Raw genomic sequence first — 20,752 nt, 5'->3', positions numbered from 1 at the left:
TTCATGGAAGCGCAGTAGATGAACCCATTTCTGCACAAGGGCCTTCGGCCCCTGGCAATCCCCCCGTTCCTGTTCAGTGGCCTGGCAGCCTTCGTACCGACCGTCGAGCTGCTCGCCGAAACCCGCCATCCAGGTGATTCGGTCATCACTCTGGGCGCGGTCAGCATATCGGGCAGCGAGTCGGCGCAGAGCGGCCCGTTGTCCACCGGCAACGTGCTCAGTTCGGTCGATGTGGTAGGCGCCGACATCTTGCAGACTCAGCCGGTGCAATACAGTTGGGAGTTGTTCAATCGGGTGCCGGGCGTGATGCTGACGCCATTCAACCAGGGCACCACTTCCGGCAAGTTGTCCATGCGGGGGTTCAATGGCGAAGGTGAAGTGAATGCCGTCAAGCTGCTGATCGACGGCATCCCCAGCAATACCAATGACGGCAACATGCCGTTCATCGACATGGTGTTCCCGCTGGAGATCGACAGCATCGAGGTGGTGCGCGGCACCAACGACCCCCGCTATGGACTGCACAACATTGCCGGCAATGCGACGGTCAATACCCGCCAGGGCGGTAACGACGGCCAGTTGCGCGTGCGCTATGGCAGCTTCGCCACCCGCGAGCTGCAACTGGTAAAAGGTCTTCAGTCGGGTCAATGGAGCCAGAACTACGCGCTCAGCTACCAGGCCAGCGATGGCTATCGACACCATGCCGGCGCCGAGCGGTTGAGCATGGCTGGCAAGTGGTTCTACACCGCCGATGACGATGCCTGGCGCGCCGGGCTGAGCCTCAGGCATTACCGTGCCGACGCTGACGAAGCAGGCTATCTCGCGCGCAGTGATGCCCGTGACCGTCCGCGACAGTCCTATGCCAGCAACGCGACCGACACCGGTGAGCGGGAGATGAACCAGCTCGGGCTGCACCTCGACGTACGCCTTGGCGATGACCTGAGCTGGGCCGGCAAAACCTATGTGAACACCTTCGAAGACCGGCGCTGGACGCAGTACTGGCGCACCAGTGCCCAGCAGGAGCGCTTCGCCGACGAAACCCAGTACGGCGCCCTGAACAGCCTGACCTGGCGCCCGCCGGTCGAGGGGTTGCATGCCTTCGCCCTTGAAGGCGGTGCTGAAGTGCAGCGCCAGGAAAACCACAGCGAGCGTTATCGCACCCTGTTGCGCAGTCAGGTGGCGCAGACCCGCGACCAGCGCTTCGATCTCAACGTCTACGGTGCTTACGTGCAGGCGGTGATCGAGCCCTGGGAATCGCTGAAAATCATTCCCGCCTACCGGGTCGACAGGTTGTACGGCGGCTACCGCAACGAGCTGACGGGAGAGCATGCCGAGGTCAACGACTACGGGCTGATCCGCCAGCCCAAGTTCAGCGTGGTGTGGTCACCCTGGGAGCAGGCCAGCCTGTATGCCAACTGGGGACGAACCTACCAGGTCGGTGTCGGCTCGGCGGCCTATCGGCTGGCCACGCAGAGCGATGACCTCAAGCCGTCGATCAACGACGGTTGGGAAACCGGTATCAAGTTCCGCCCGGCGGCCTGGATCGACGGACGCATTGCCTACTGGCAGCAAAAGGCTTCTGACGAGGTGCAGCGCAAGCTCAACGATGCGGTGGGGGATGCCGAGAACGTCGGGCAGACGCTGCGCAAAGGTTGGGACGTCCAGGTCAACCTTTACCCTACCGAAAGCACCAGCCTGTGGCTGTCGTACTCGCGGCAGTTCTCGGAGATCCTCGAACCCAGCCCGAACCTGCCCGCCAGCAAGGGCCAGGAAATGGACCATGTGCCGCATCATCTATACGCCGTTGGCGCGAGCTGGCAGGCCATGCCGAAGCTGCAATTATCGGGCTGGGTCAATGGCCAGAGCGACTATTACCTGGAGCGTACCAACAGCACCGGGCAGTTCGGCGCCTACACGTTGCTCAACCTGAGTGCCGTCTACCGCCTGACGCCGACTCTGAGCGTGGATGTGCAGGTCAAGAATGTCACCAACCGGTATTACGAGTACGTCTGGTACGACAGCAGCGCCGGCGTTCAACAATCGTTGCACGCGCCGGGTGATGGGCGAGCGCTGTATGCCGGGCTGACACTGGATTTCTGACCAAAAAAATGCCAGTCAGGCGGCCCTGGCTGGCATGAAGGGGGAGCATCAAGGAGGAGATGGAACGGTAGAGCAATCAGATCAGACGGTTGGCACCGACGCGGTCAGCACCATCAGCGGCCAGACGGTTGGCACCGACGTGGTCGGCACCGTCGGAGGTCAGGCGGTTGGCACCTACATGGTCTGCGCCGTCAGCGGCCAGACGGTTGGCACCGACGTGGTCGGCACCGTCGGAGGTCAGGCGGTTGGCGCCTACGTGGTCAGCACCATCAGCGGCCAGACGGTTGGCACCGACGTGGTCGGCACCGTCGGAGGTCAGGCGGTTGGCGCCTACATGGTCAGCACCATCAGCGGCCAGGCGGTTGGCACCGACGTGGTCGGCACCATCGGAGGTCAGGCGGTTGGCACCTACATGGTCTGCGCCGTCAGCGGCCAGACGGTTGGCACCGACGTGGTCGGCACCGTCGGAGGTCAGGCGGTTGGCACCTACGCGGTCAGCGCCATCGGCGGTGATGTAATCGGCGCTGATGGACTGTTTGGCGGCATCGGTCACGGGCAGGGCGAAAGCGCTGGTAGCGATGATGGCGAAGGTCAGGCCGGCGATCAGGGTGTTCTTTTTCATGATGAGTTCTCCAATTCGGGAAGTCGGGTCGGGTGTGTTGTGTTCCCGGTATGGAGCTCATGCTACGCCGCGCTGGTTTATTAAGAAGTTAATCGGATTGCTAGCGATCATTGCTGAAAATGATAGTTGGCGCGATGGCGCGAATTTCGGGCGTTGTGCGGAAAAATGAACGGTAATGGTGCGTCTCTTGAATTGTCTTGTAATAAAAGCTCTTGACAAATTTGAAATGCGTCAGGAGCAGGGCGCTGAATAGGGCGGTGGGCCAGTTTCCTGCTGTCAGTGAGGGTGAGGGATATTTTTTCTCGCCATGAAAAAGGGCAGGCCACTGGCGTGGACTGCCCTTGTGTATCGACGCGACGCGAGATCAGTCGGTTTCGATGCGCGAGTGCTTGCGGGTGTCCTTCATGAACACGTACACCAGCAGCGAGCAAGCGATGCAGCCGGTGACGTACCAGTAGTAACCGGTCTCCATGCCCACGCTCTTGAACCACAAGGCCACGTATTCAGCGGTGCCGCCGAACAGCGAGACGGTCAGTGCGTAGGGCAGACCTACGCCCAGGGCGCGAATTTCGGTGGGGAACAGCTCTGCCTTGACCACGGCGTTGATGGAGGTATAGCCGCTGACGATGACCAGCGCGGCCATGATCAGGAAGAACGCACCCCACCAGGTCTGGATGGTATGCAGGGTGCTGAGGATCGGCACGGTGAACAGCGTGCCCAGCACTCCGAAGGCGATCAGGATGGGTCGACGCCCGATCTTGTCGGACAGCCCGCCGATGACCGGTTGCAGCAGCATGAACAGGAACAGGGTGGCCGCCGAGATCATCGTCGAGTCGGTGATGCTCATGCCCACGGTGTTGACCAGGTACTTCTGCATGTAGGTGGTGTAGGTGTAGAACGCCAGGGTGCCGCCCATGGTCAGGCCGACCACGGTCGCCAGCTCCTTGGGATGACGCAGCAGGGTGCGCATCAGGCTTTCCTTGGATTTTTCCTTCTTCACCTTGGTGAACGACTCGGTTTCTTCCATGCCACGGCGCAGGTACAGCGCAACCACCGCACACAGTGCGCCGATCACGAACGGGATACGCCAGCCCCAGGCGTACAGCTCTTCCTTGGTGAGGAACTGCTGCAGCACGATCAGTACCGCCAGGGCGATGAGCTGGCCGGAAATCAGGGTCACGTACTGGAAGCTGGAGAAGAAGCCGCGGCGTTCCTTGGTGGCCATTTCGCTGAGGTAGGTGGCCGAGGTGCCGTATTCACCACCGACCGACAGGCCCTGCATCAGGCGTGCGATGACCAGCAGGATCGGCGCGCCGACACCGATGGTTTCATAGCTGGGGGTCAGGGCGATGACCAGCGAGCCGAAGCACATCAGGATGACCGAGGCCATCAGTGCAGCCTTGCGGCCTTTGTAGTCGGCGTACAGGCCCATCAGCCAGCCGCCGATGGGGCGCATCAGAAAGCCCACGGCGAAGATCGCAGCGGTATTGAGCAGTTGTGCAGTGGTGTCGCCCTTGGGGAAGAACGCCTGGGCGAAGTACAGCGAGAAGGCGGCGTAGACGTACCAGTCGTACCACTCGACCATGTTGCCGACCGAGCCGCTGAAGATCGATTTGAGACGCGAAGCAGTGGTTTTCTGCGCGGCAGGTGCACCCGCCGACTCGGGGAGGGAGTTTGGAATGGCCATGTTGATCCTTGTCCAGTCATTGTTATTAGAGGGCCGCATGTGCAGCCGTGCTGGATCTATAGCAGGACCTGTGCCAGGCGCGGAAGCCCCGGAATAGAGCGGTTAAGGCGTTGAAATAGGCAAGAATCCGCTCATGGTCGGTTTTGCGTGAGCGGATTCTTGCCGATGGGTTGGGCTTTGGAGGCGCGTTTTCTTGATCAGCCCGCCGTGACCCGAAAGACAGCCGTCCGACCCTCTGGGAGTGGCTGCCGGCCGACGGCTTCAGCCTACGCTCAGAGAAACATTTCGCGCTGCAGGCCGTGGCGCTGCATCTTTTCGTTGAGGGTGCGGCGTGGCAGTTGCAGCTCGGCGAGCACGGCCTTGATATCGCCCTTGTGGCGGCTCAGTGCGGCGCGCAGGCACTGGGCTTCGAAGGCCTCCTGCTGTGCGGCAAGGGACTGCCCGGCGGCCTCTTCAGTGGAGGGGCTCAGGCCGAGCACTTCACGCTCGGCGGCGTTGGCCAGTTCGCGCACGTTGCCCGGCCAGTCGTGGCTGAGCAGGCGACCCAGCAGGGCGCCGCTGGGTTCTGTCGCCGGGCGGCCGAGACGCTCGGCGGCACCGCGCAGGAAGTGGTTGTACAGCAGAGGAATATCTTCGCGGCGCTCGCGCAGTGCAGGCAGGCGCAATTCCGCGACGTTGAGGCGGTAGGCCAGGTCTTCCCGGAAGCGCCCCGCCCGGGCTTCGTCGAGCAGGTCCGGCTTGGTCGCGGCAATGATGCGCACGTCCACTTCGATGCTCTGGTTAGAACCCAGGCGCTGCAACTGGCGATCTTGCAGCACGCGCAGCAGCTTGGCCTGCTGGGCCAGGGGCATGCTTTCGATTTCATCGAGAAACAGCGTACCGCCTTGGGCGTATTCCAGGCGTCCGACGCGCTTGCCCTGGGCACCGGTAAAGGCGCCGCTTTCATGGCCGAACAATTCGGCCTCGAACAGTTGCTCTGGAATCGCCGCGCAATTAAGCGCCACGAACGGCTTGGCCGCACGCGGGCCGAAGTCGTGCAGGCAGCGGGCGACCAGCTCCTTGCCGCTGCCGGTCTCGCCGCGGATCAGCACGTTGACCGGCATGGCGGCCAGGTCCAGAACCTGGCGACGCAGGGTCTGCAGGCCGGGCGACACGCCCAGCAACGTGGCCTCCAGCTGGGCCCGGTTGTCGGCCTGCTCATGCAGGCGGCGGTTCTCCAGCACCAGCTGGCGCTTTTCCAGGGCGCGGCGCAGGGTGTCGAGCAGCGCCTGGGGCGCGAAAGGCTTTTCCAGAAAGTCGTAGGCGCCCTGACGCATGGCGTCGACGGCCATCGGCACGTCGCCATGGCCGGTGAGGATGATCACCGGCAGGTCCCTGTCGAGGGTCTGCAAGCGGTCGAGCAGTTCCAGGCCGCTCATGCCGGGCATGCGCACGTCGCTGAGGATCACCCCTGGGTAATGCTCGGGCAACTGTGCCAGGCAGTCTTCGCCACGGCTGTACAGGCTGACCTCGAAGCCGGAAAGGCTCAGCCAGGGTTCGATGGCCTGGCGGATGGCCGCTTCGTCATCGACCAGGGTCACCGAATTGAGCGTCACGGTGCTTGCTCCAGAAAGTCATTGTCGAGGCTGAAACTGAACACGGCACCTTGCTCGCCGTTGCGCGCGCTCAGTTGGCCGCCCAGGCTGTGGATGATCGCATAGGACACCGCCAGCCCCAGGCCCAGGCCGTCACCCACCGGCTTGGTGGTGAAGAAGGGGTCGAACAGGCTGCCCAGGTGTTCGCTGGCGATGCCGCTGCCGTTGTCGGCGACACTCAGTTGCCACTGCTCGCCCTGCGCCTCGATGCGCACTTCCAGGCGCTTGTGCGGTTGGCCACGCATGGCGTCCAGAGCGTTGTGCAGCAGGTTGATGAGTACCTGTTCCAGGCGAATCGCGTCGCCGCGCACCCACGCCGGGCGCGCCAGGTGCAGCACGCATTCGACCTGTTCTTCGCGCAGTCGGGTGTCGAGCAGCAGCAGGGCCTGGTCCACCACGTTGGCGAGGTCGAGGCGTTCGCGCAGGCCGTCCGGGCTCTTGCGGGCGAAGGTCTTGAGGTGCCCGGTGAGGGCCGCCATGCGGGTCAGTTGCTGGTCCAGCTGGGCAAGGATCTTGCCCGCATCGACGATCCGCCCCTGGTCGAGCAGCAGGCGCAGGGTCGCCAGCTGCATGCGCTGGGCGGTGAGCGGCTGGTTGATTTCGTGGGCCAGGGCGGCGGACATCTGCCCCAGCGCCGCCAGCTTGGTCGACTGCACCAGGCCTTCCTGGGCGGTACGCAGGTCACGGGTGCGCTCTTGGACCAGCCGTTCCAGTTCGTCGCGGCTGCGCTCACGCAAGCGTGCCAGGCGCCAGCGTTGCGACAGGAACAGGCCGAGAAACACCAGCGTCAGCCAGATGCCGGCCGCTGCCAGGCCGGCGGTGCGCACGTCTTCGTTCACCGATTCGGGCTTGCGCAGCAGGTGCAGGGTCCAGTGTTCGTCGGCCAGTTCCAGCGATTGCCACAGGTAGTCGGTGCTGCCTTCGGGGGCGTCCACGCGGGTGAAATGGCTATTGGCGCCGAAGCTTTGCAGGATTCGGCTGCGCAGAGGCGACAGCGGCTTCTTGTCGTACTGCCGGGTGCTGAGCAGTTCGGCGCGATCTTCCATCGAAATGGGCGCCAGTTCGCGGTAGCGCCAGGCCGGATGGCTGGCCAGGAACGCCACGCCCTTGCTGTCGCTGACCATCAGCAGGTCGGTGCCGAGCTGGGCCCATTCGCGTTCCAGGCTGGGAAACTCCAGTTTCACCACCATGGCACCGAGAAACTCGCCGTCGTCGTCCAGCACCGCACTGGACAGAAAGTAGCCGGGAATGCCGGTGGTCACGCCCACTGCATAGAAACGACCCTCGCCTGTGGCGCGGGCCTGCGAAAAGTAAGGCCGGAAGCCATAGTTGTTGCCCACGTAGCTCTGCGGGCTGCGCCAGTTGCTGGCGCCGATGGCCAGGCCGTTGTGGTCCAGCAGCTCCAGGGTCGAGGAGTGGGCTGCCGCATTGATGCGTTCGAGCTTGAGGTTGAGCTGCGCCTGGTTCTCGGCTGTCAGCGGGCCGCGCAGCGCCTCGCGAATCTCATTGTCCAGGGCCAGTACCGCTGGCAGGGCGCGGTAACGTTCGATCAGGGTGTGCAGGGTGTTGGCATACAGCGACAGCTGCAGGCTGGCGCGCCGGGCTTCTTCCTTGAGCACATGCTGCTGGGCCTGGTACATGGCCAGGCCGGCGCACAGCGCTGCACCGGCCACGATGAGCAGGACATACACGAACAGACGCCAGGTACGTTGCGTGAAAGTCATGGACGCGTGGCTCCGGGAATTCGTTGGCGCGCCCCGGCGGCGCTTGCGAGTCCGCCGGGGCGCCGCCGAGCCTGTTAAAGCAGGTTGAAGCGGGCTTCTTTGACGTCAGCCGAATCCAGGCCGATCATCACTTGGAACTCGCCGGCCTCGGCCACGTGCTTGAGCGCCTGGTTATAGAGCTTCAGGTCGTTCTCGGTCAGGGTGAAGGTCACTACCTGCTCCTGGCCGGGCTGCAGGTCGACCTTCTGGAAGCCCTTGAGGGCCTTCACCGGCTGGCTCACCGAGGCGGCCACGTCATGCAGATACAACTGCACCACGGTGGCACCGGCGACCTTGCCGGTATTCTTCACGGTCACGCTGGCGCTCAGCTTGCCCTTGCGTTCGAGCTTGTCACTGGACAGCTTGATGTCCGAGACATCGAAGTGGGTGTAGCTCAGGCCATAGCCGAAGGGGAACAGAGGACCCTGCACCGGCTCTTCGAAATACTGCGAGGTGTAGTTGCCAGGCTTGCCGGGGGTATAGGGACGGCCGGTGTTCATGTGCGCGTAGTATTGCGGCAGCTGGCCAATCGAGCGCGGGAAGGTCATCGGCAGCTTGCCGGACGGGTTGTAGTCACCGAACAGCACGTCAGCGACGGCATTACCGCCTTCGGTGCCCGGGAACCAGGTTTCCAGCACCGCGTCGGCTTCCTGCAGTTCGTCACCCAGGGCCAGCGGACGGCCGTTCATCAGCACCAGCACCAGAGGCTTGCCGGTGGCCTTGAGGGCCTTGATCAGGTCGCGCTGGCGGCCGGGAATGTCCAGGCTGCTGCGGCTCGCCGATTCATGAGACATGCCACGCGACTCGCCGACCACGGCCACCACCACGTCGGCCTGCTCGGCGGTCTTCACCGCTTCGTCGATCATTTCCTGGGCCGGGCGCGGGTCGACCTCCACTTCCTTCTCGATGAAGTTGAGGTAGGTGAGCACGTTTTCCTTGTCGCTGACGTTGGCGCCGCGGGCATACAGCAGCTTGGCCTGGTCGCCGAGGGCGTTGGTCAGGCCTTCGTAGAGAGTGACCGACTGGTTCGGCCGGCCGGCAGCCGACCAGCTGCCGAGCATGTCCAGCTTGCTCTGTGCCAGGCCGCCGATCACGGCGATGGTGCCTTGCTTCTTCAGCGGCAGGGTGTCGTTCTGGTTCTTCAGCAGTACCAGGGTCTTGCGCGCCACGTCACGGGCTTCGGCGCGGTGCAGGCGGTCGTCGGAGTAGGTGTCGGCCGGATCTTCGGCGGCCACCCCGATGCGCCGGTACGGGTCGGCGAACAGGCCCATGTCCCACTTGGCGCCCAGCACTTCACGTACGGCGTTGTCGATTTCCTTCATCGACACTTCGCCGCTCTTGACCAGCTCCGGCAGGTGTTCGCCATACGCTTCGTCGTTCATGCTCAGGTCGACGCCAGCCTTGATCGCCAGCTTGGCGGCTTCGCGCTCGTCCTTGGCCACGCCGTGCTTGATCAGCTCGCCGATGGCGCCATGGTCGCTGATGGTCACGCCCTTGAAGCCCCACTCCTTGCGCAGCAGGTCGTGCATCAGCCAGGTGTTGGCCGAGGCGGGCACGCCGTTGATCGAGTTCAGCGCGACCATCACGCCGCCGGCACCGGCATCCAGACCTGCGCGGTAGGGCGGCAGGTAGTCCTGGTACATGCGCGTCGGGCTCATGTCCACGCTGTTGTAGTCGCGGCCGCCTTCCACCGCGCCATACAGGGCGAAGTGCTTGACCGCTGCCATCAGGCTGGTCTTCTCGGCCGGGCTCTGCGCCTGGAAGGCATGCACCATGACTTCGGAGATGCGTGAGACCAGGTAGGTGTCTTCGCCAAAACCTTCCGAACTGCGGCCCCAGCGCGGATCGCGGGAAATGTCGACCATCGGCGCGAAGGTCATGTCGATGCCGTCGGCCGCCGCTTCCTTGGCCGAGATGCGCCCGCTCAGGGCGATGGCGTCCATGTCCCAGCTGGCCGCCAGGCCCAGGCTGATCGGGAAGATGGTGCGATGGCCGTGGACCACGTCATAGGCGAAGAACATCGGGATCTTCAGCCGGCTCTTGGCGACCGCGGCCTCTTGCAGCGGGCGGTTCTCGGCGCGGGTGATGGAGTTGAAGGTGCTGCCGATACGGCCGGCGGCGATTTCCTCGAGAATCTTCGGTTGCGGCATTTCCCGGCTGATGCTGATGAGGCGCAACTGGCCGATCTTTTCGTCCAGGGTCATCTGCTTCATCAGCTTGTCGATGAAGGCATTCTTGGCTTGCAGAGGGGTTTGCTGCGGAGCGCTGGTGGCGGTGGCTGCCAGCGTCGTTTGACTGGCCAGACCGACCAGCAGACCTACTAAGCACAACTTATTCATGAATGATTTCTCAAGGCGTTTGCCGACGATGTACGTCCAATACCGGCTGCCAGATAGGGAATTTGAACCTTTGGCGTTATTGTTCGGACAGAGCACAGGGTAGCCGCCCGTTGCGCGTCTGCCGCATGCCTGGCGCATTCGGGCGTTTTCGTCCGATACTCCGGCGTTGGCGCCGGATTATGCCGGGGATCTTGCCTTTTGGCTAAGGCCGGGGGTTCCATAGGCGGCCATACAGTACCAGAGGAGAGTATTGAGGATGCATGCACGGGGTTGCGATCACGGTCCGGGCCGGTCTTTCACGCCGCCGCTGCGGCGCCTGGGGCTTGCGGCCCGGGGCGTCGGGCAGGTGAAGCCGTGAAGCGGTTCATCGGGCTGGTGCTGTTGTGGTGCCTGGGCAGCCAGGGTGTGCGCGCCGAAGAACCGGCTCTTTTGTTTCCGCCTATGACTGGCCAGGTGGTCGATGCGGCGCAGATGCTCGACATTCCCACCACCGCGCGGCTGTCGAGGCTGTTCCAGGAGCATGAGCAGGCCACCGGCGAGCAACTGGTGGTGGTGACCCTGGTCGACCTGCAGGGCACTTCCATCGAGGATTACGCCGCGCGTCTGGCCAAGGCCTGGGGTGTAGGTCAGAAGGGCAAGAACAACGGCGCCCTGCTGGTGGTCTCGCGTGACAACCGCAAGGTTCGCCTCGAAGTCGGCAGCGGTCTGCAGGATCGCCTCGGTGACGCACAGGCCTCGGTGATCATCAATATGCTCATTGCGCCGCAGTTCCACGAAGGCAACTTCGCGGCCGGCATTGAGCAGGGCGCCCGGGCGATGGTCATCGCCCTGGGCGGGCATGTGCCGGACGAGCCAGAGCTGCTGGACGACAGCGGCTATGCAACGCCGGTCAACCGGGTGCCCTGGCCGCTGCTGCTGGGGCTGGGCCTCGCGGTGCTGGGCATGGCCACCTGCGCGATGACCAACCTGGGCCGTCGCATGCGCCTTAAGGGTAGCAGTGCCGGGGTCAGACACGACCCGTCGGGCAGCCGCAATCTGGGCGGCAATGGCCGTGGATTCGGTGGCGGCGGCGCCTGCGGCAACTGGTAGAAGTGAATCTGGACGAGGGATGCATGGCTTTACTCAGCGAGGATGAACAGCGGCAGGTCGCCGAAGCGATTGCCCATATCGAACAGCGTACCGACGCCGAGCTGGTGGCGGTGCTGGCTGCACGGGCCGACGACTACGCCTATGTACCGCTGGTCTGGGCCGGGGCCATGGCGCTGCTGGGGCCAGGGCTGTTCAACTACTGCACGGGCTGGCTGAGCGCCAACCAGTTGCTGTTGGCCCAGTTGGTCACCTTTGTCGGCATCGCCCTGGTGTGTCGCATTCCGCGGGTCACGGCGCGCCTGGTACCGTCTTCGGTACGGCGCTGGCGGGCGGGCAACCTGGCGCGTCGGCAGTTCTTCGAGCAGAACCTGCACACGGCCAGCGGCGGCACCGGCATCTTGCTGTTTGTCTGCGAGGCTGAGCGCTATGTCGAGATTCTCGTCGACTACGGCATTTCCAGCCGTTTGAGTGACGAAACCTGGAAAGCCATGGTCGATGTCTTCACCCAGCAGATGCGCAACGGCCAGAACCTCAATGGCTTCCTCGGCTGCCTGCGTGCCTGCGACGAACTGCTGGCCTATCACCTGCCGGCCACGCGTGGCCACAGCGAGTTGTCCAACCGTCTGGTGGTGCTGAGCTGAGCGCGTGTTGCCTGGGCGCCGGACGCGCGGTGCCCTGGCGTTAGCCGTTTTGCCCTCCCTGCGCGTAAAATGCGCCCTCGATTTCCTGCACCCGTGTGACGGCCGAGGCGTTTCCCATGTCAGTTTCCCCCGATACCGCAGCCCCTGTAGCTGCGGATCAGCGTGCCCGCTTCTTCACCCTGCTGGACGAGTGCCTGGCGCAGAACGCCCTGGTCAAGCTGGTTCTGGCCCGGCATGTGGGGGTTGAACCCGACCTGCAGCGCATCCTCATCACGCCGGTGACCCTCAAGGGCCAGCCCTGCCTGTCGTTCGTCTATCGCTACAAGACCCGCGATATCACCAAGAACCACCCGCTGGCCGAGTCCGTGGCGCTGATTGGTCAACTGCTGCCGAGCGCCTTTCGCAATGCCCACCTGCTGTCGCTCAGCGACGAGGTGCAGCTGGAGTTCAGCAAGAAGGGCAAGGCCAGCCTGTCCAGCAGCGCGCCACAGCAGGCTCGCGAGGCGCGGCCGGCCGGGCACGACCGGGAAAAGAAGCGCTACCTCGACCTGAGCCGGCCGTTTCTCGTCGACCTGGGCGTGACCAACCGCCAGCACGAGCTGATTCCAGCGATGTCGCGCAAGTGGAAGCAGATCAACAAGTTCATCGAGGTGTTCTCCCACGCCCTGGCCAGTTCGCCGATCAGCCTGGACAAGCCCGTGCGGGTCGCCGATTTCGGCTCGGGCAAGGGCTATCTGACCTTCGCTATCCACGATTACCTGCGCAACACCCTGCAGGCCCAGGGCGAGGTCACCGGCGTAGAGCTGCGTGAAGACATGGTCAGCCTGTGCAACGCGGCAGCGGCGCGTCTGGAGCACCCAGGCCTGGTGTTTCGCTGCGGTGACGTGCGCAGCGTGGCGCCCAGCGAACTGGAAGTGATGATCGCCCTGCATGCCTGCGACACCGCCACCGACTACGCGATTCATACCGGCATTCGCTCCGGGGCGCAGATCATCATGTGCTCGCCATGCTGCCACAAGCAGATCCGCCAGCAGATCCAGAGCCCGGTGCTGCTGCAACCGATGCTGCAATACGGCCTGCACCTGGGCCAGCAGGCCGAGATGGTCACCGACAGCCTGCGCGCGCTGCTGCTCGAGGCCTGCGGCTACGAGACCAAGGTGTTCGAGTTCATCTCCCTGGAACACACCAACAAGAACAAGATGATTCTTGCGGTGAAGCGCGCCGGTGCCTTCGACCCCGCGCCGCTGCTGGCGCGGATCGAAGAGCTGAAGCGCTTCTACGCCATCCGCGAGCAGTGCCTGGAAAGCCTGCTGCGCGCCGACGGCCTGCTCAGCTGAGGCGCGTGGCCGCGGCTGGCGGTGGCGTGACGCGGGTCTTGCGACCCAGCATCACGGTGCCGACCACGGCGGCGGCGAACAGCCAGGTCAGCGGCTCGACCTGTTCGCCGAACAGCAGTGCCGACAGGGCGATGGTGATGAAGATCTGCAGCAGCTGGATCTGGCTGACCCGCGAGATTCCGCCCATGGCCAGCCCGGAGTACCAGGCGAAGAAGCCCAGGAACTGGGAAAACAGCGCGACGTAGCCGAATGCCCACCAAGTGCCCGGCGAGACCGGTCCCTGGTGCTGGCTGGCCAGCCAGGCCACCGGGCCGAGCAACAGGGGAAATGCCAGCACCAGCGCCCAGCAGATCACCTGCCAGCCGCCCATCTGCCGCGCCAGGCGACCGCCTTCGGCGTAGCCCAGGCCACCCACCGCCACCGCGCCGAGCATCCACAGGTCGCCGACCTGAATGCTCCCGGCGCCATTGAACAGTGCATAACCCAGCACCAGGGCACTGCCCAGTGCCGCACAGCCCCAGAAGGCCCGCGACGGACGCTCATGTGACAGCCAGGCGGCATACAGCGCGACGAACAGCGGCTGGATACCGTTCACCAGGGCGCCGTGGGACGCCGGCAGGCTCTGCATGGCCCAGGCCGACAGCACCGGAAAGCCGACGATCACCCCCAGCACCACCAACAGCAGGCCCTTGAACTGTTCCCGGCTCGGCCACGCCTCACGGCGCCAGGCCAGCAGCAGCGCCGCCGGAACGGCCGCCACCAGGGCGCGGCCCAGGCCGTTGAGCAGGGGGTGGATTTCCTGCACCACCACGCGGGTCATGGGCAGGGTCAGGCTGAAGATGATCACGCCCAGCAGGCCAAGAGCCATGCCGGTATTTTCACGGGAAGACATTGCGGGTGCCGAATCGTCGTCTGGTTCAGGGAAGCCAGCATCTAGCCATAGATCCGCCGCGGGCGTCTTTCACAGCTGGGTAAGGAATGAACCGTACAGTTGGTCGGCGGCGTCCGGTGGTGCGGCCGATCGTTGAGCTGGGTCAATACTCGCCCGGCGGCCAGGGCCGAAGCTGTTGGCCTGTCCAATCAGGCGAGTCAGGAGAACCCGTATGAGCAGCACCTTTTTCATTCCAGCGGTGAACATGCTCGGTATCGGCTGTATCGACCAAGCGATAGAAAGCCTCTGCAAATACGGGCTGCGCAAGGCCCTGATCGTCACCGATGCCGGCCTGGCCAAGGCCGGTGTGGCGAGCCGCATCGCCGGCCTGCTGGTGGAGCAGGGCATCGACTCGGTGATCTTCGACGGCGCGCGGCCCAACCCGACCATCGCCAACGTCGAACAGGGCCTGGCCCTGCTCAAGGCGCAACAGTGCGACTTCGTCATCTCGCTGGGCGGCGGCTCGCCTCACGATTGCGCCAAGGGCATCGCGCTGTGTGCCAGCAACGGCGGGCACATCAGCGACTACGAGGGCGTCGATCGCTCCACCCGGCCGCAACTGCCGCTGGTGGCGATCAACACCACCGCCGGCACCGCCAGCGAGATGACGCGCTTCTGCATCATCACCGACGAAGCGCGGCACGTGAAAATGGCCATCATCGACCGCAATGTCACCCCCATCCTGTCGGTCAACGACCCGCAGATGATGGCTGGCATGCCGCCTGCGCTGACCGCCGCCACCGGCATGGATGCGCTGACCCATGCCGTCGAAGCCTATGTGTCCACCGCCGCCACGCCCATCACCGACGCCTGTGCGCTCAAGGCCATCGCGCTGATCGCCGGCAATCTGCAGCAGGCGGTGGCCCAAGGCGACGACCTGCAGGCGCGGGAGAACATGGCCTACGCGCAGTTCCTGGCCGGCATGGCATTCAACAATGCCTCGCTGGGCTACGTGCATGCCATGGCCCATCAGCTGGGCGGCTTCTACGATTTGCCCCATGGCGTATGCAACGCGGTGCTGTTGCCGCATGTGCAGCGCTTCAATGCGCCGGTCAGTGCCGCACGCCTTACCGACGTGGCGCACACCATGGGTGCCGATATCCGTGGCCTGTCACCGGAGGCGGGTGCCCAGGCAGCGGTGCAGGCCATCGCAGAGCTGGCCGCCAACGTCGGCATCCCGGCCGGACTGGCCAGCCTCGGCGTGCAGGAAGCTGATATCCCCACCCTGGCCGCCAATGCCCTGAAGGACGCCTGCGGGCTTACCAACCCGCGGCCTGCCGACCAGGCGCAGATCGAAGCCATCTTCCGCGCCGCCCTTTAATCCATGCGAGCGCGCCGTCCGCAGGGCGGTGCGCGATCCAGCCAGAGAAGACCCCGATGAGCATCACCTCCATGGACATCTGCCAGGCGGCCGAACGGCTTGAAGGCTTCGTGGGCTTTCACCGCAAGATCGCGGCGTACATCGTGCGCTTCAGCGAAGACGCCTTCGGCATGGACGTCGACGAGCAGAGCATCGTGCCGACCCGTGAATTCGTCTGGACCCCGGTCGAGGGCCGGCAGATGTGCCTGGACCGCGAGCGGCTGCAATTGCTGGTGGAGCAGAACATCGACGACCGCCTGGGCATCAGCGAACCGCTGCATATCTACCTGCGCCGCAGCGACCTGCCGCCGATCCGTGCCGAGCGCCTGTTGCTGGCGCAGTGAAGCGGCTAACCCGCCTGGCGACAGCCTCAGAGGCGTTGCGGGGAGGGGCGTCTGGGCTGGTGGCTGCGCAGGCAGGCCACCACCCCGCTGACCAGCAGGGCGATGGCCAGGCACTCCAGTGCGTCCGGCCAGCGACTGTCCCAGAGAAAGCCCAGCAGCAGTGCTGCCAGCGTCTCGACCACCAGTACCTGGCCGCTGAGCGCCAGCGGCAGCATGCGGCTGGCCTGGTTCCACAAGGCGCCGCCCAATAGCGAGGCGAGCAGGGCCACGCCGCAAGCCGCAGTCAGAAAACCCAGCCAGGCGAGCGGGGTGTGTTGCGCCAGCGCCGGGCCCAGTGTCGGGCCAGCCAGCAGCAGCGCCTGGCCACCGGTCATCACGCCGGCCAGTAGCGCCCAGTCCTGGGCCGACACCTGGCGCATGCTCGCCAGGCGCCGGGCATTGACCACTGCGAACCAGCTCCAGGCCAGCAGCGCACCGACCGCGCACAGCAGGCCGATGAAGATCTCGCCAGGGGCCTGGCCGGCATTGCTATTGCGCAAGGCGTGCAGGCTGATCAGCGCGGCGCCGGCGATGGCGCACATCAGTGACGGTGCCAGGTGGCGCAGCGGGACTGCGTCGGCATCCTTGCGCCCGGCGAGGGTCACCAGCACCGGAATCAGGCCGACGATCAGCGAAGTGGTGGCGACACCGGCATGCTGCACGGCACTGCCGACGAAGGAGTAGTACAGCAGGTTGCCCACCAGGCTCAGCCAGAACAGGGCGAGCCAGTCCTCGCGGCGCAGTCCTGCGCAGGCCCGGCGCCAGCGCGGAGCCAGCAGGGCCAGGGAGATCAGGCCGTAGCTCAGATAGCGCAGCACGGCGAACTGCGTGCCACTGAGGCCGGGCGCGAGCTTGGGGCCGAGAAAGATCACCCCCCAGCACAGGCCTGCGCCTGCGCCATAGCCGATGCCCTTGAGCAAAACCCGGTCCAGTTGCATGTCATGAAGCTCCAGATGTCGAGGCGTGCAGTCTGCCTGGACGACGCAGGTTTTTATTGTCCGCAGCTGCGCAGGTCTTTACCCAGGCTGCGGCGTAGCGCGGCCGGGGTGACACCCTCGACACGGCTCATCGCCCGGGTCAGGGCGGCCTGGTCGGAGTAGCCGCTGCGCAGGGCGATTTCAGCGATGGGCAGGTCGCTTTCGGTCAGCCATTGGCGAGCCCGCTGCAGTCGCACGCTGGCCAGCCAGGCCTGTGGCGAGGTGGCGAACCGCTCGCGAAAACGCAGGTGCAGCTGGCTGAGGCCGAGGCCGGCGAGGCGAGCCATGTCGCTGTTGCTCCATTGCGCTTGCGGGTTGGCCTGTACACGAGCCAGCAAGCGCTCGAAGCTGCACGGCATTGCAGCAGGTCGTTGGCCCAGGGCCGCCAGCAACAGCGGCGCCAACTGGCCGGCATGCTGGGGGAGGACCCGGCTGCCGGTCAGGTCGGCGAACTCGATGAGGTGGCGGGCCGCTGGCGCGATGGGCACGAAAAGCTGGCGCGCCAGGGGGGCCAGGTTCTGCTCCGGCAGCCATGTCGGCGGGCAGTCCAGAATCAGGAAGCGGCTGTGCGCCTCGGCGCTCTGCGCATGCGCGGCGCCGGCGGCGACCACGGCGGCGGTACGGCTGTCCAACTGCGCGCCGCGGCCTTCCACCTCGATGTCCATGCGCCCGCAGATCGGCAGCACCAGCTGGGTGAACGCATGCTGATGACGCGGGTGTTCGCCCAGGTAATGGCGGATGTCGAGGGTCGGAAGCATGGCGGACGCCGCAAGGACGAAAGGATCGTCAATCTAGCGCCGTGTCATTCAGTCGCGCAACTGCTTCCAGCTCAGCCCGAAGCGCGCCAGGTACTTGCGCAGCCGGTCGGCGTCGTTGGGGTTGGCCTTGTCCCGTCGCGATACGCCGAACAACTGGCGGCCGGCGTCGGACAGACTGTCGGCGCGCCGGCACACCTCGACCACCCCCTTGAGCTGCATGCGGTCGAACAGGTCCAGCTCCTGCCCGACGGGTAGCAGTGCCTGCCAGTCCTCCTGCTCGGGCGCCGGCTGCTCGGGGGCCAGACTCCAGGCGTAGCTCAGGCGCTGGATCTCTTCTTCAACCAGGCCTTCGTCGATACGCCCGCTGTCGGCCAGGGTGGCCATGCGCGTGATCGATGCCGACAGTTCGCGAAAGTTACCCAGCCAGGCGGCGTGCACGGAGGTGGCGAAGGTCACGTAGCGACGTCGCGCTTCGAGGTTGAAGCGCACCAGGCGGCCTTGTTCGCGGGCGTGGCGTTCCAGCTCGAAGTCGATGTTCGGCTCGATGTCTTCGCGCCGACCGCTGAGCCCCGGCAGGTTGAAGGTCCACAGGTTGATGCGTGCGTACAGGTCTTCCCGGAACAGCCCCTGGGCTACCCGCTCCCGCAGGTCGCGGTGGGTGCCGGCGATGATCAGGAAATCGCTGGCCACCTCCTTGTCCGAGCCCATGGGGAAGAAGCGCTTTTCTTCAATGGCCTTGAGCAGCATCGCCTGTTCGTCGGCGCCCAGCTCACCGATCTCGTCGAGAAACAGCATGCCGCCATCGGCGGCGCGCAACAGCCCGTCACGCGCATTCTGGGCGCCGGTGAAAGCCCCTTTGATGTGCCCGAACAGTGCCGACATGGCGCCGTCGCCACGCAGGGTCGCGCAGTTCACTTCGACGAAGCGTCCCTGCACCTGGTGGCGGCTGCGCTTGAGCTCGTAGATACGCCGGGCCAGGAACGACTTGCCCGCGCCGGTGGGGCCGATCAGCAGCATCGGTGCGGTGGAGCGCAGGGCAACGCGGTCGATCTGCTCGATGGAGCGGTTGAATGCGCTGTTGCGTGTGGCGATACCCGACTTGAGGAACGCCAGGCCCTCCAGGCGCCGCCCAGCGAAGCGCGAGGCAATGTGGTCGTAGCGTGACAGATCCAGGTCGATGATCGAGTGCGTGCCCATGGGGCGCTGCTCTGGGCTCAGGCGCCGCGCCGGGGAGGTCTGGATCAGGCGCGCCGGCAGGTAGCGCGCCTCGGTGAGCAGGAACCAGCAGATCTGCGCGACGTGGGTGCCGGTGGTGATGTGGACCAGGTAATCCTCGTGTTCGGTATCGAAGGGGTAGGCGGTCGCGAAGTCGTGCAGGGCGGCATACACCTCCTGGAAATCCCAGGGGTTGTTCAGTGCCATAGGGTGCAGACGCACCTCGGTTTCCGGCGAGATCTGGCGGACGTCTTGCGCGACCCGTTGCGCGAGGCTGATGTCGCGGGCATCGATGCCATGGATCAGTTCCAGGCGACGAATCAACAGGTCGGGCTGCTGGCACAGGCCGATGCTGGGGCGCCACTGGCTCCAGCGATTGGCGCCTTTGCCCATTCGGTCCAGGGTGGCGCCGACGAAACCGATCGCCACCGTCTGCTTGGTATGCATGGCTATCCTTAAAGATAAAAACTTATATAAAAAGATATCTTTTCATCGCTCGAGTGTCGTCATCGAATGTGGCTGCTTCGATCCTGAACGTTATTAATTACTTATTAATCAATTACTTATGATTTTTTTTGAGTTGTATTCCGGTTGTTGGCACGGCAGCTGCTCTATACCCGCTACCCCGATAACGACGACGATGTGACGCCGCAGCGCTATGGACCTGCGGCCATTAGAGGAAACGACAGTCATGCAAGGAACCACCGTTCAACTGCTGGAAGTGGCCGACGGCAAGCCCATCAAGATGTGGACCGAGGGCGTGCCCGTGGAAAACGAGGCCCGCGCGCAACTGATGAATACGGCGAAGATGCCGTTCATCTTCAAGCACCTGGCGGTGATGCCCGACGTGCATCTGGGCAAGGGCTCGACCATCGGCAGCGTGATCCCCACCGTGGGCGCGATCATCCCTGCTGCCGTGGGCGTGGACATCGGCTGCGGGATGATCGCCGCGCGCACCACGCTGACCGCCGCCGACCTGCCGGACAACCTGCACGGCCTGCGCTGCGCCATCGAGAAAGCCGTGCCGCACGGGCGTACCTCCGGGCGTGGTGGCCGCGACAAGGGCGCCTGGGAACATGTGCCACAGCAGGCCGATGAGGCCTGGTCGGCCCTGGCGACACGCTTTGCCGCCATCACCGACAAGTACCCGCGGTTGAAGAACACCAACAACCGTCAGCACCTGGGGACCCTGGGTAGCGGTAACCACTTCGTCGAGGTGTGCCTGGACGAGGCCAACCGGGTCTGGTTCATGTTGCACAGCGGTTCGCGCGGGGTCGGCAATGCCATCGGCAACCTGTTCATCGAACTGGCCCAGGCCGATATGCGCCAGCACATCGCCAACCTGCCGGACCGTGACCTGGCCTACTTCGAGGAAGGCAGCCAGCACTTCGACGACTACGTCGAGGCCGTGGGTTGGGCCCAGGACTTCGCCCGGCAGAACCGTGCGCTGATGATGCAGGCGGTGATCCAGGCCACCCGGCAGGTGATCGCCAAACCCTTCGAGGTTGCGCTGGAGGCGGTGAACTGCCACCACAACTACGTGCAGAAGGAGCGCCACTTCGGCCAGGACGTGCTGATCACCCGCAAGGGTGCAGTGTCGGCGAAGAAGGGCGAGCTGGGCATCATTCCCGGTTCCATGGGCGCCAAGAGTTTCATCGTCCGCGGCCTGGGTAACGAGGAAGCGTTCTGCTCATGCAGCCACGGCGCGGGGCGGACCATGAGCCGCACCAAGGCCAAGAAGCTGTTCAGCGTGGAAGACCAGATTCGCGCCACCGCTCATGTGGAGTGCCGCAAGGACGCCGACGTGATCGACGAGATCCCGATGGCCTACAAGGACATCGACCAGGTGATGAACGCCCAGCGCGAGCTGGTGGAAGTGCTGCATACCCTGCGTCAGGTGGTGTGCGTGAAAGGTTAGG

At 64.7% G+C, this 20,752-nt stretch carries 16 protein-coding genes; 7 read left to right on the top strand and 9 right to left on the bottom strand.

Features of this window, described 5'->3' with window-relative positions; translation table 11 throughout:
* Positions 1 to 18 precede the first annotated feature (18 nt).
* Positions 19 to 2,097, top strand: coding sequence for a TonB-dependent receptor (locus RRX38_RS10755; RefSeq protein ID WP_315962486.1), 2,079 nt, complete (start codon positions 19 to 21; stop codon positions 2,095 to 2,097).
* Positions 2,098 to 2,173: 76 nt separating this feature from the next.
* On the opposite strand, the gene RRX38_RS10750 is transcribed toward RRX38_RS10755, so the two are convergent.
* The 5 genes from RRX38_RS10750 to bglX all read right to left on the bottom strand — a co-directional run bounded on the left by RRX38_RS10750 (position 2,174) and on the right by bglX (position 10,142).
* Positions 2,174 to 2,719, bottom strand: a complete 546-nt coding sequence (locus RRX38_RS10750) for a phage infection protein (protein WP_315962485.1) — start codon at positions 2,717 to 2,719, stop codon at positions 2,174 to 2,176.
* 364 nt (positions 2,720 to 3,083) lie between these two features.
* Entirely contained in the window at positions 3,084 to 4,406 is a 1,323-nt protein-coding gene (locus RRX38_RS10745) for an MFS transporter (protein ID WP_295473859.1), read from the bottom strand.
* A 272-nt stretch (positions 4,407 to 4,678) separates the two neighbouring features.
* Positions 4,679 to 6,001 (bottom strand): sigma-54 dependent transcriptional regulator, encoded by a 1,323-nt coding sequence (locus RRX38_RS10740; RefSeq protein WP_315962484.1) that lies wholly within the window; start codon positions 5,999 to 6,001, stop codon positions 4,679 to 4,681.
* Complete coding sequence (locus tag RRX38_RS10735) at positions 5,998 to 7,764, bottom strand: ATP-binding protein (RefSeq protein WP_315962483.1); 1,767 nt, start codon at positions 7,762 to 7,764, stop codon at positions 5,998 to 6,000. Before RRX38_RS10735 ends, RRX38_RS10740 begins: the two co-directional genes overlap by 4 nt.
* Positions 7,765 to 7,838: 74 nt before the next feature.
* Entirely contained in the window at positions 7,839 to 10,142 is a 2,304-nt protein-coding gene (gene bglX / locus RRX38_RS10730; protein WP_315962482.1) for a beta-glucosidase BglX, read from the bottom strand.
* Between the two features lie 441 nt (positions 10,143 to 10,583).
* Between bglX and RRX38_RS10725 the strand changes: the two genes are divergently transcribed.
* The 3 genes from RRX38_RS10725 (at position 10,584) to RRX38_RS10715 (ending at position 13,209) form a co-directional block, all read left to right on the top strand.
* Positions 10,584 to 11,231, top strand: coding sequence for a TPM domain-containing protein (locus tag RRX38_RS10725; protein ID WP_295474305.1), 648 nt, complete (start codon positions 10,584 to 10,586; stop codon positions 11,229 to 11,231).
* Between the two features lie 23 nt (positions 11,232 to 11,254).
* The gene (locus tag RRX38_RS10720; protein ID WP_295473849.1) at positions 11,255 to 11,872 is read left to right on the top strand and encodes a TPM domain-containing protein; all 618 of its coding nucleotides are present in this window, start codon (positions 11,255 to 11,257) and stop codon (positions 11,870 to 11,872) included.
* Between the two features lie 116 nt (positions 11,873 to 11,988).
* Positions 11,989 to 13,209 carry an SAM-dependent methyltransferase gene (locus tag RRX38_RS10715; protein WP_315962481.1) on the top strand — a complete coding sequence of 407 codons (1,221 nt, stop codon included), beginning with the start codon at positions 11,989 to 11,991 and terminating at the stop codon, positions 13,207 to 13,209.
* Here RRX38_RS10715 and RRX38_RS10710 read toward each other — a convergent pair.
* Positions 13,202 to 14,101 carry a DMT family transporter gene (locus RRX38_RS10710; protein ID WP_315962480.1) on the bottom strand — a complete coding sequence of 300 codons (900 nt, stop codon included), beginning with the start codon at positions 14,099 to 14,101 and terminating at the stop codon, positions 13,202 to 13,204. The two genes, RRX38_RS10715 and RRX38_RS10710, sit on opposite strands and share 8 nt — an antisense overlap.
* 211 nt (positions 14,102 to 14,312) lie before the next feature.
* Between RRX38_RS10710 and yiaY the strand changes: the two genes are divergently transcribed.
* Both yiaY and RRX38_RS10700 read left to right on the top strand, forming a co-directional pair.
* Positions 14,313 to 15,461: an L-threonine dehydrogenase gene (gene yiaY, locus RRX38_RS10705; RefSeq protein ID WP_315962479.1), complete on the top strand. Its 1,149-nt coding sequence runs from the start codon at positions 14,313 to 14,315 to the stop codon at positions 15,459 to 15,461.
* A 56-nt stretch (positions 15,462 to 15,517) separates the two neighbouring features.
* On the top strand, positions 15,518 to 15,844 hold the full coding sequence (locus tag RRX38_RS10700) for a DUF2025 family protein (RefSeq protein ID WP_315962478.1): 327 nt from the start codon (positions 15,518 to 15,520) through the stop codon (positions 15,842 to 15,844).
* 26 nt (positions 15,845 to 15,870) lie between these two features.
* Here RRX38_RS10700 and RRX38_RS10695 read toward each other — a convergent pair whose 3' ends face one another.
* The 3 genes from RRX38_RS10695 to rtcR are packed head-to-tail and all read right to left on the bottom strand — an operon-like array spanning position 15,871 to position 19,280.
* Positions 15,871 to 16,821 (bottom strand): DMT family transporter, encoded by a 951-nt coding sequence (locus RRX38_RS10695; RefSeq protein ID WP_315962477.1) that lies wholly within the window; start codon positions 16,819 to 16,821, stop codon positions 15,871 to 15,873.
* 53 nt (positions 16,822 to 16,874) lie between these two features.
* The gene (locus tag RRX38_RS10690; RefSeq protein ID WP_315962476.1) at positions 16,875 to 17,618 is read right to left on the bottom strand and encodes an AraC family transcriptional regulator; all 744 of its coding nucleotides are present in this window, start codon (positions 17,616 to 17,618) and stop codon (positions 16,875 to 16,877) included.
* 48 nt (positions 17,619 to 17,666) lie between these two features.
* Positions 17,667 to 19,280: an RNA repair transcriptional activator RtcR gene (gene rtcR / locus RRX38_RS10685; RefSeq protein ID WP_315962475.1), complete on the bottom strand. Its 1,614-nt coding sequence runs from the start codon at positions 19,278 to 19,280 to the stop codon at positions 17,667 to 17,669.
* A 244-nt stretch (positions 19,281 to 19,524) separates the two neighbouring features.
* Between rtcR and RRX38_RS10680 the strand changes: the two genes are divergently transcribed.
* Positions 19,525 to 20,751: an RtcB family protein gene (locus RRX38_RS10680; RefSeq protein WP_295473827.1), complete on the top strand. Its 1,227-nt coding sequence runs from the start codon at positions 19,525 to 19,527 to the stop codon at positions 20,749 to 20,751.
* The last annotated feature ends 1 nt before the right edge of the window (position 20,752 follow it).

This window comes from Pseudomonas sp. DTU_2021_1001937_2_SI_NGA_ILE_001, assembly GCF_032463525.1.
Lineage (GTDB): Bacteria > Pseudomonadota > Gammaproteobacteria > Pseudomonadales > Pseudomonadaceae > Aquipseudomonas.
This window is presented reverse-complemented; position numbering and strand designations above follow the sequence as displayed.

What these genes read in the sequence shown, in the direction of transcription:
- RRX38_RS10755 (WP_315962486.1), top strand. Translation starts at nt 19, where the DNA reads ATGAACCCATTTCTGCACAAGGGCCTTCGGCCCCTGGCAATCCCCCCG.
- RRX38_RS10750 (WP_315962485.1), bottom strand. Translation starts at nt 2,719, where the DNA reads ATGAAAAAGAACACCCTGATCGCCGGCCTGACCTTCGCCATCATCGCT.
- RRX38_RS10745 (WP_295473859.1), bottom strand. Translation starts at nt 4,406, where the DNA reads ATGGCCATTCCAAACTCCCTCCCCGAGTCGGCGGGTGCACCTGCCGCG.
- RRX38_RS10735 (WP_315962483.1), bottom strand. Translation starts at nt 7,764, where the DNA reads ATGACTTTCACGCAACGTACCTGGCGTCTGTTCGTGTATGTCCTGCTC.
- bglX (WP_315962482.1), bottom strand. Translation starts at nt 10,142, where the DNA reads ATGAATAAGTTGTGCTTAGTAGGTCTGCTGGTCGGTCTGGCCAGTCAA.
- RRX38_RS10725 (WP_295474305.1), top strand. Translation starts at nt 10,584, where the DNA reads ATGACTGGCCAGGTGGTCGATGCGGCGCAGATGCTCGACATTCCCACC.
- RRX38_RS10720 (WP_295473849.1), top strand. Translation starts at nt 11,255, where the DNA reads ATGGCTTTACTCAGCGAGGATGAACAGCGGCAGGTCGCCGAAGCGATT.
- RRX38_RS10715 (WP_315962481.1), top strand. Translation starts at nt 11,989, where the DNA reads ATGTCAGTTTCCCCCGATACCGCAGCCCCTGTAGCTGCGGATCAGCGT.
- RRX38_RS10710 (WP_315962480.1), bottom strand. Translation starts at nt 14,101, where the DNA reads ATGTCTTCCCGTGAAAATACCGGCATGGCTCTTGGCCTGCTGGGCGTG.
- yiaY (WP_315962479.1), top strand. Translation starts at nt 14,313, where the DNA reads ATGAGCAGCACCTTTTTCATTCCAGCGGTGAACATGCTCGGTATCGGC.
- RRX38_RS10700 (WP_315962478.1), top strand. Translation starts at nt 15,518, where the DNA reads ATGAGCATCACCTCCATGGACATCTGCCAGGCGGCCGAACGGCTTGAA.
- RRX38_RS10695 (WP_315962477.1), bottom strand. Translation starts at nt 16,821, where the DNA reads ATGCAACTGGACCGGGTTTTGCTCAAGGGCATCGGCTATGGCGCAGGC.
- RRX38_RS10690 (WP_315962476.1), bottom strand. Translation starts at nt 17,618, where the DNA reads ATGCTTCCGACCCTCGACATCCGCCATTACCTGGGCGAACACCCGCGT.
- rtcR (WP_315962475.1), bottom strand. Translation starts at nt 19,280, where the DNA reads ATGCATACCAAGCAGACGGTGGCGATCGGTTTCGTCGGCGCCACCCTG.
- RRX38_RS10680 (WP_295473827.1), top strand. Translation starts at nt 19,525, where the DNA reads ATGCAAGGAACCACCGTTCAACTGCTGGAAGTGGCCGACGGCAAGCCC.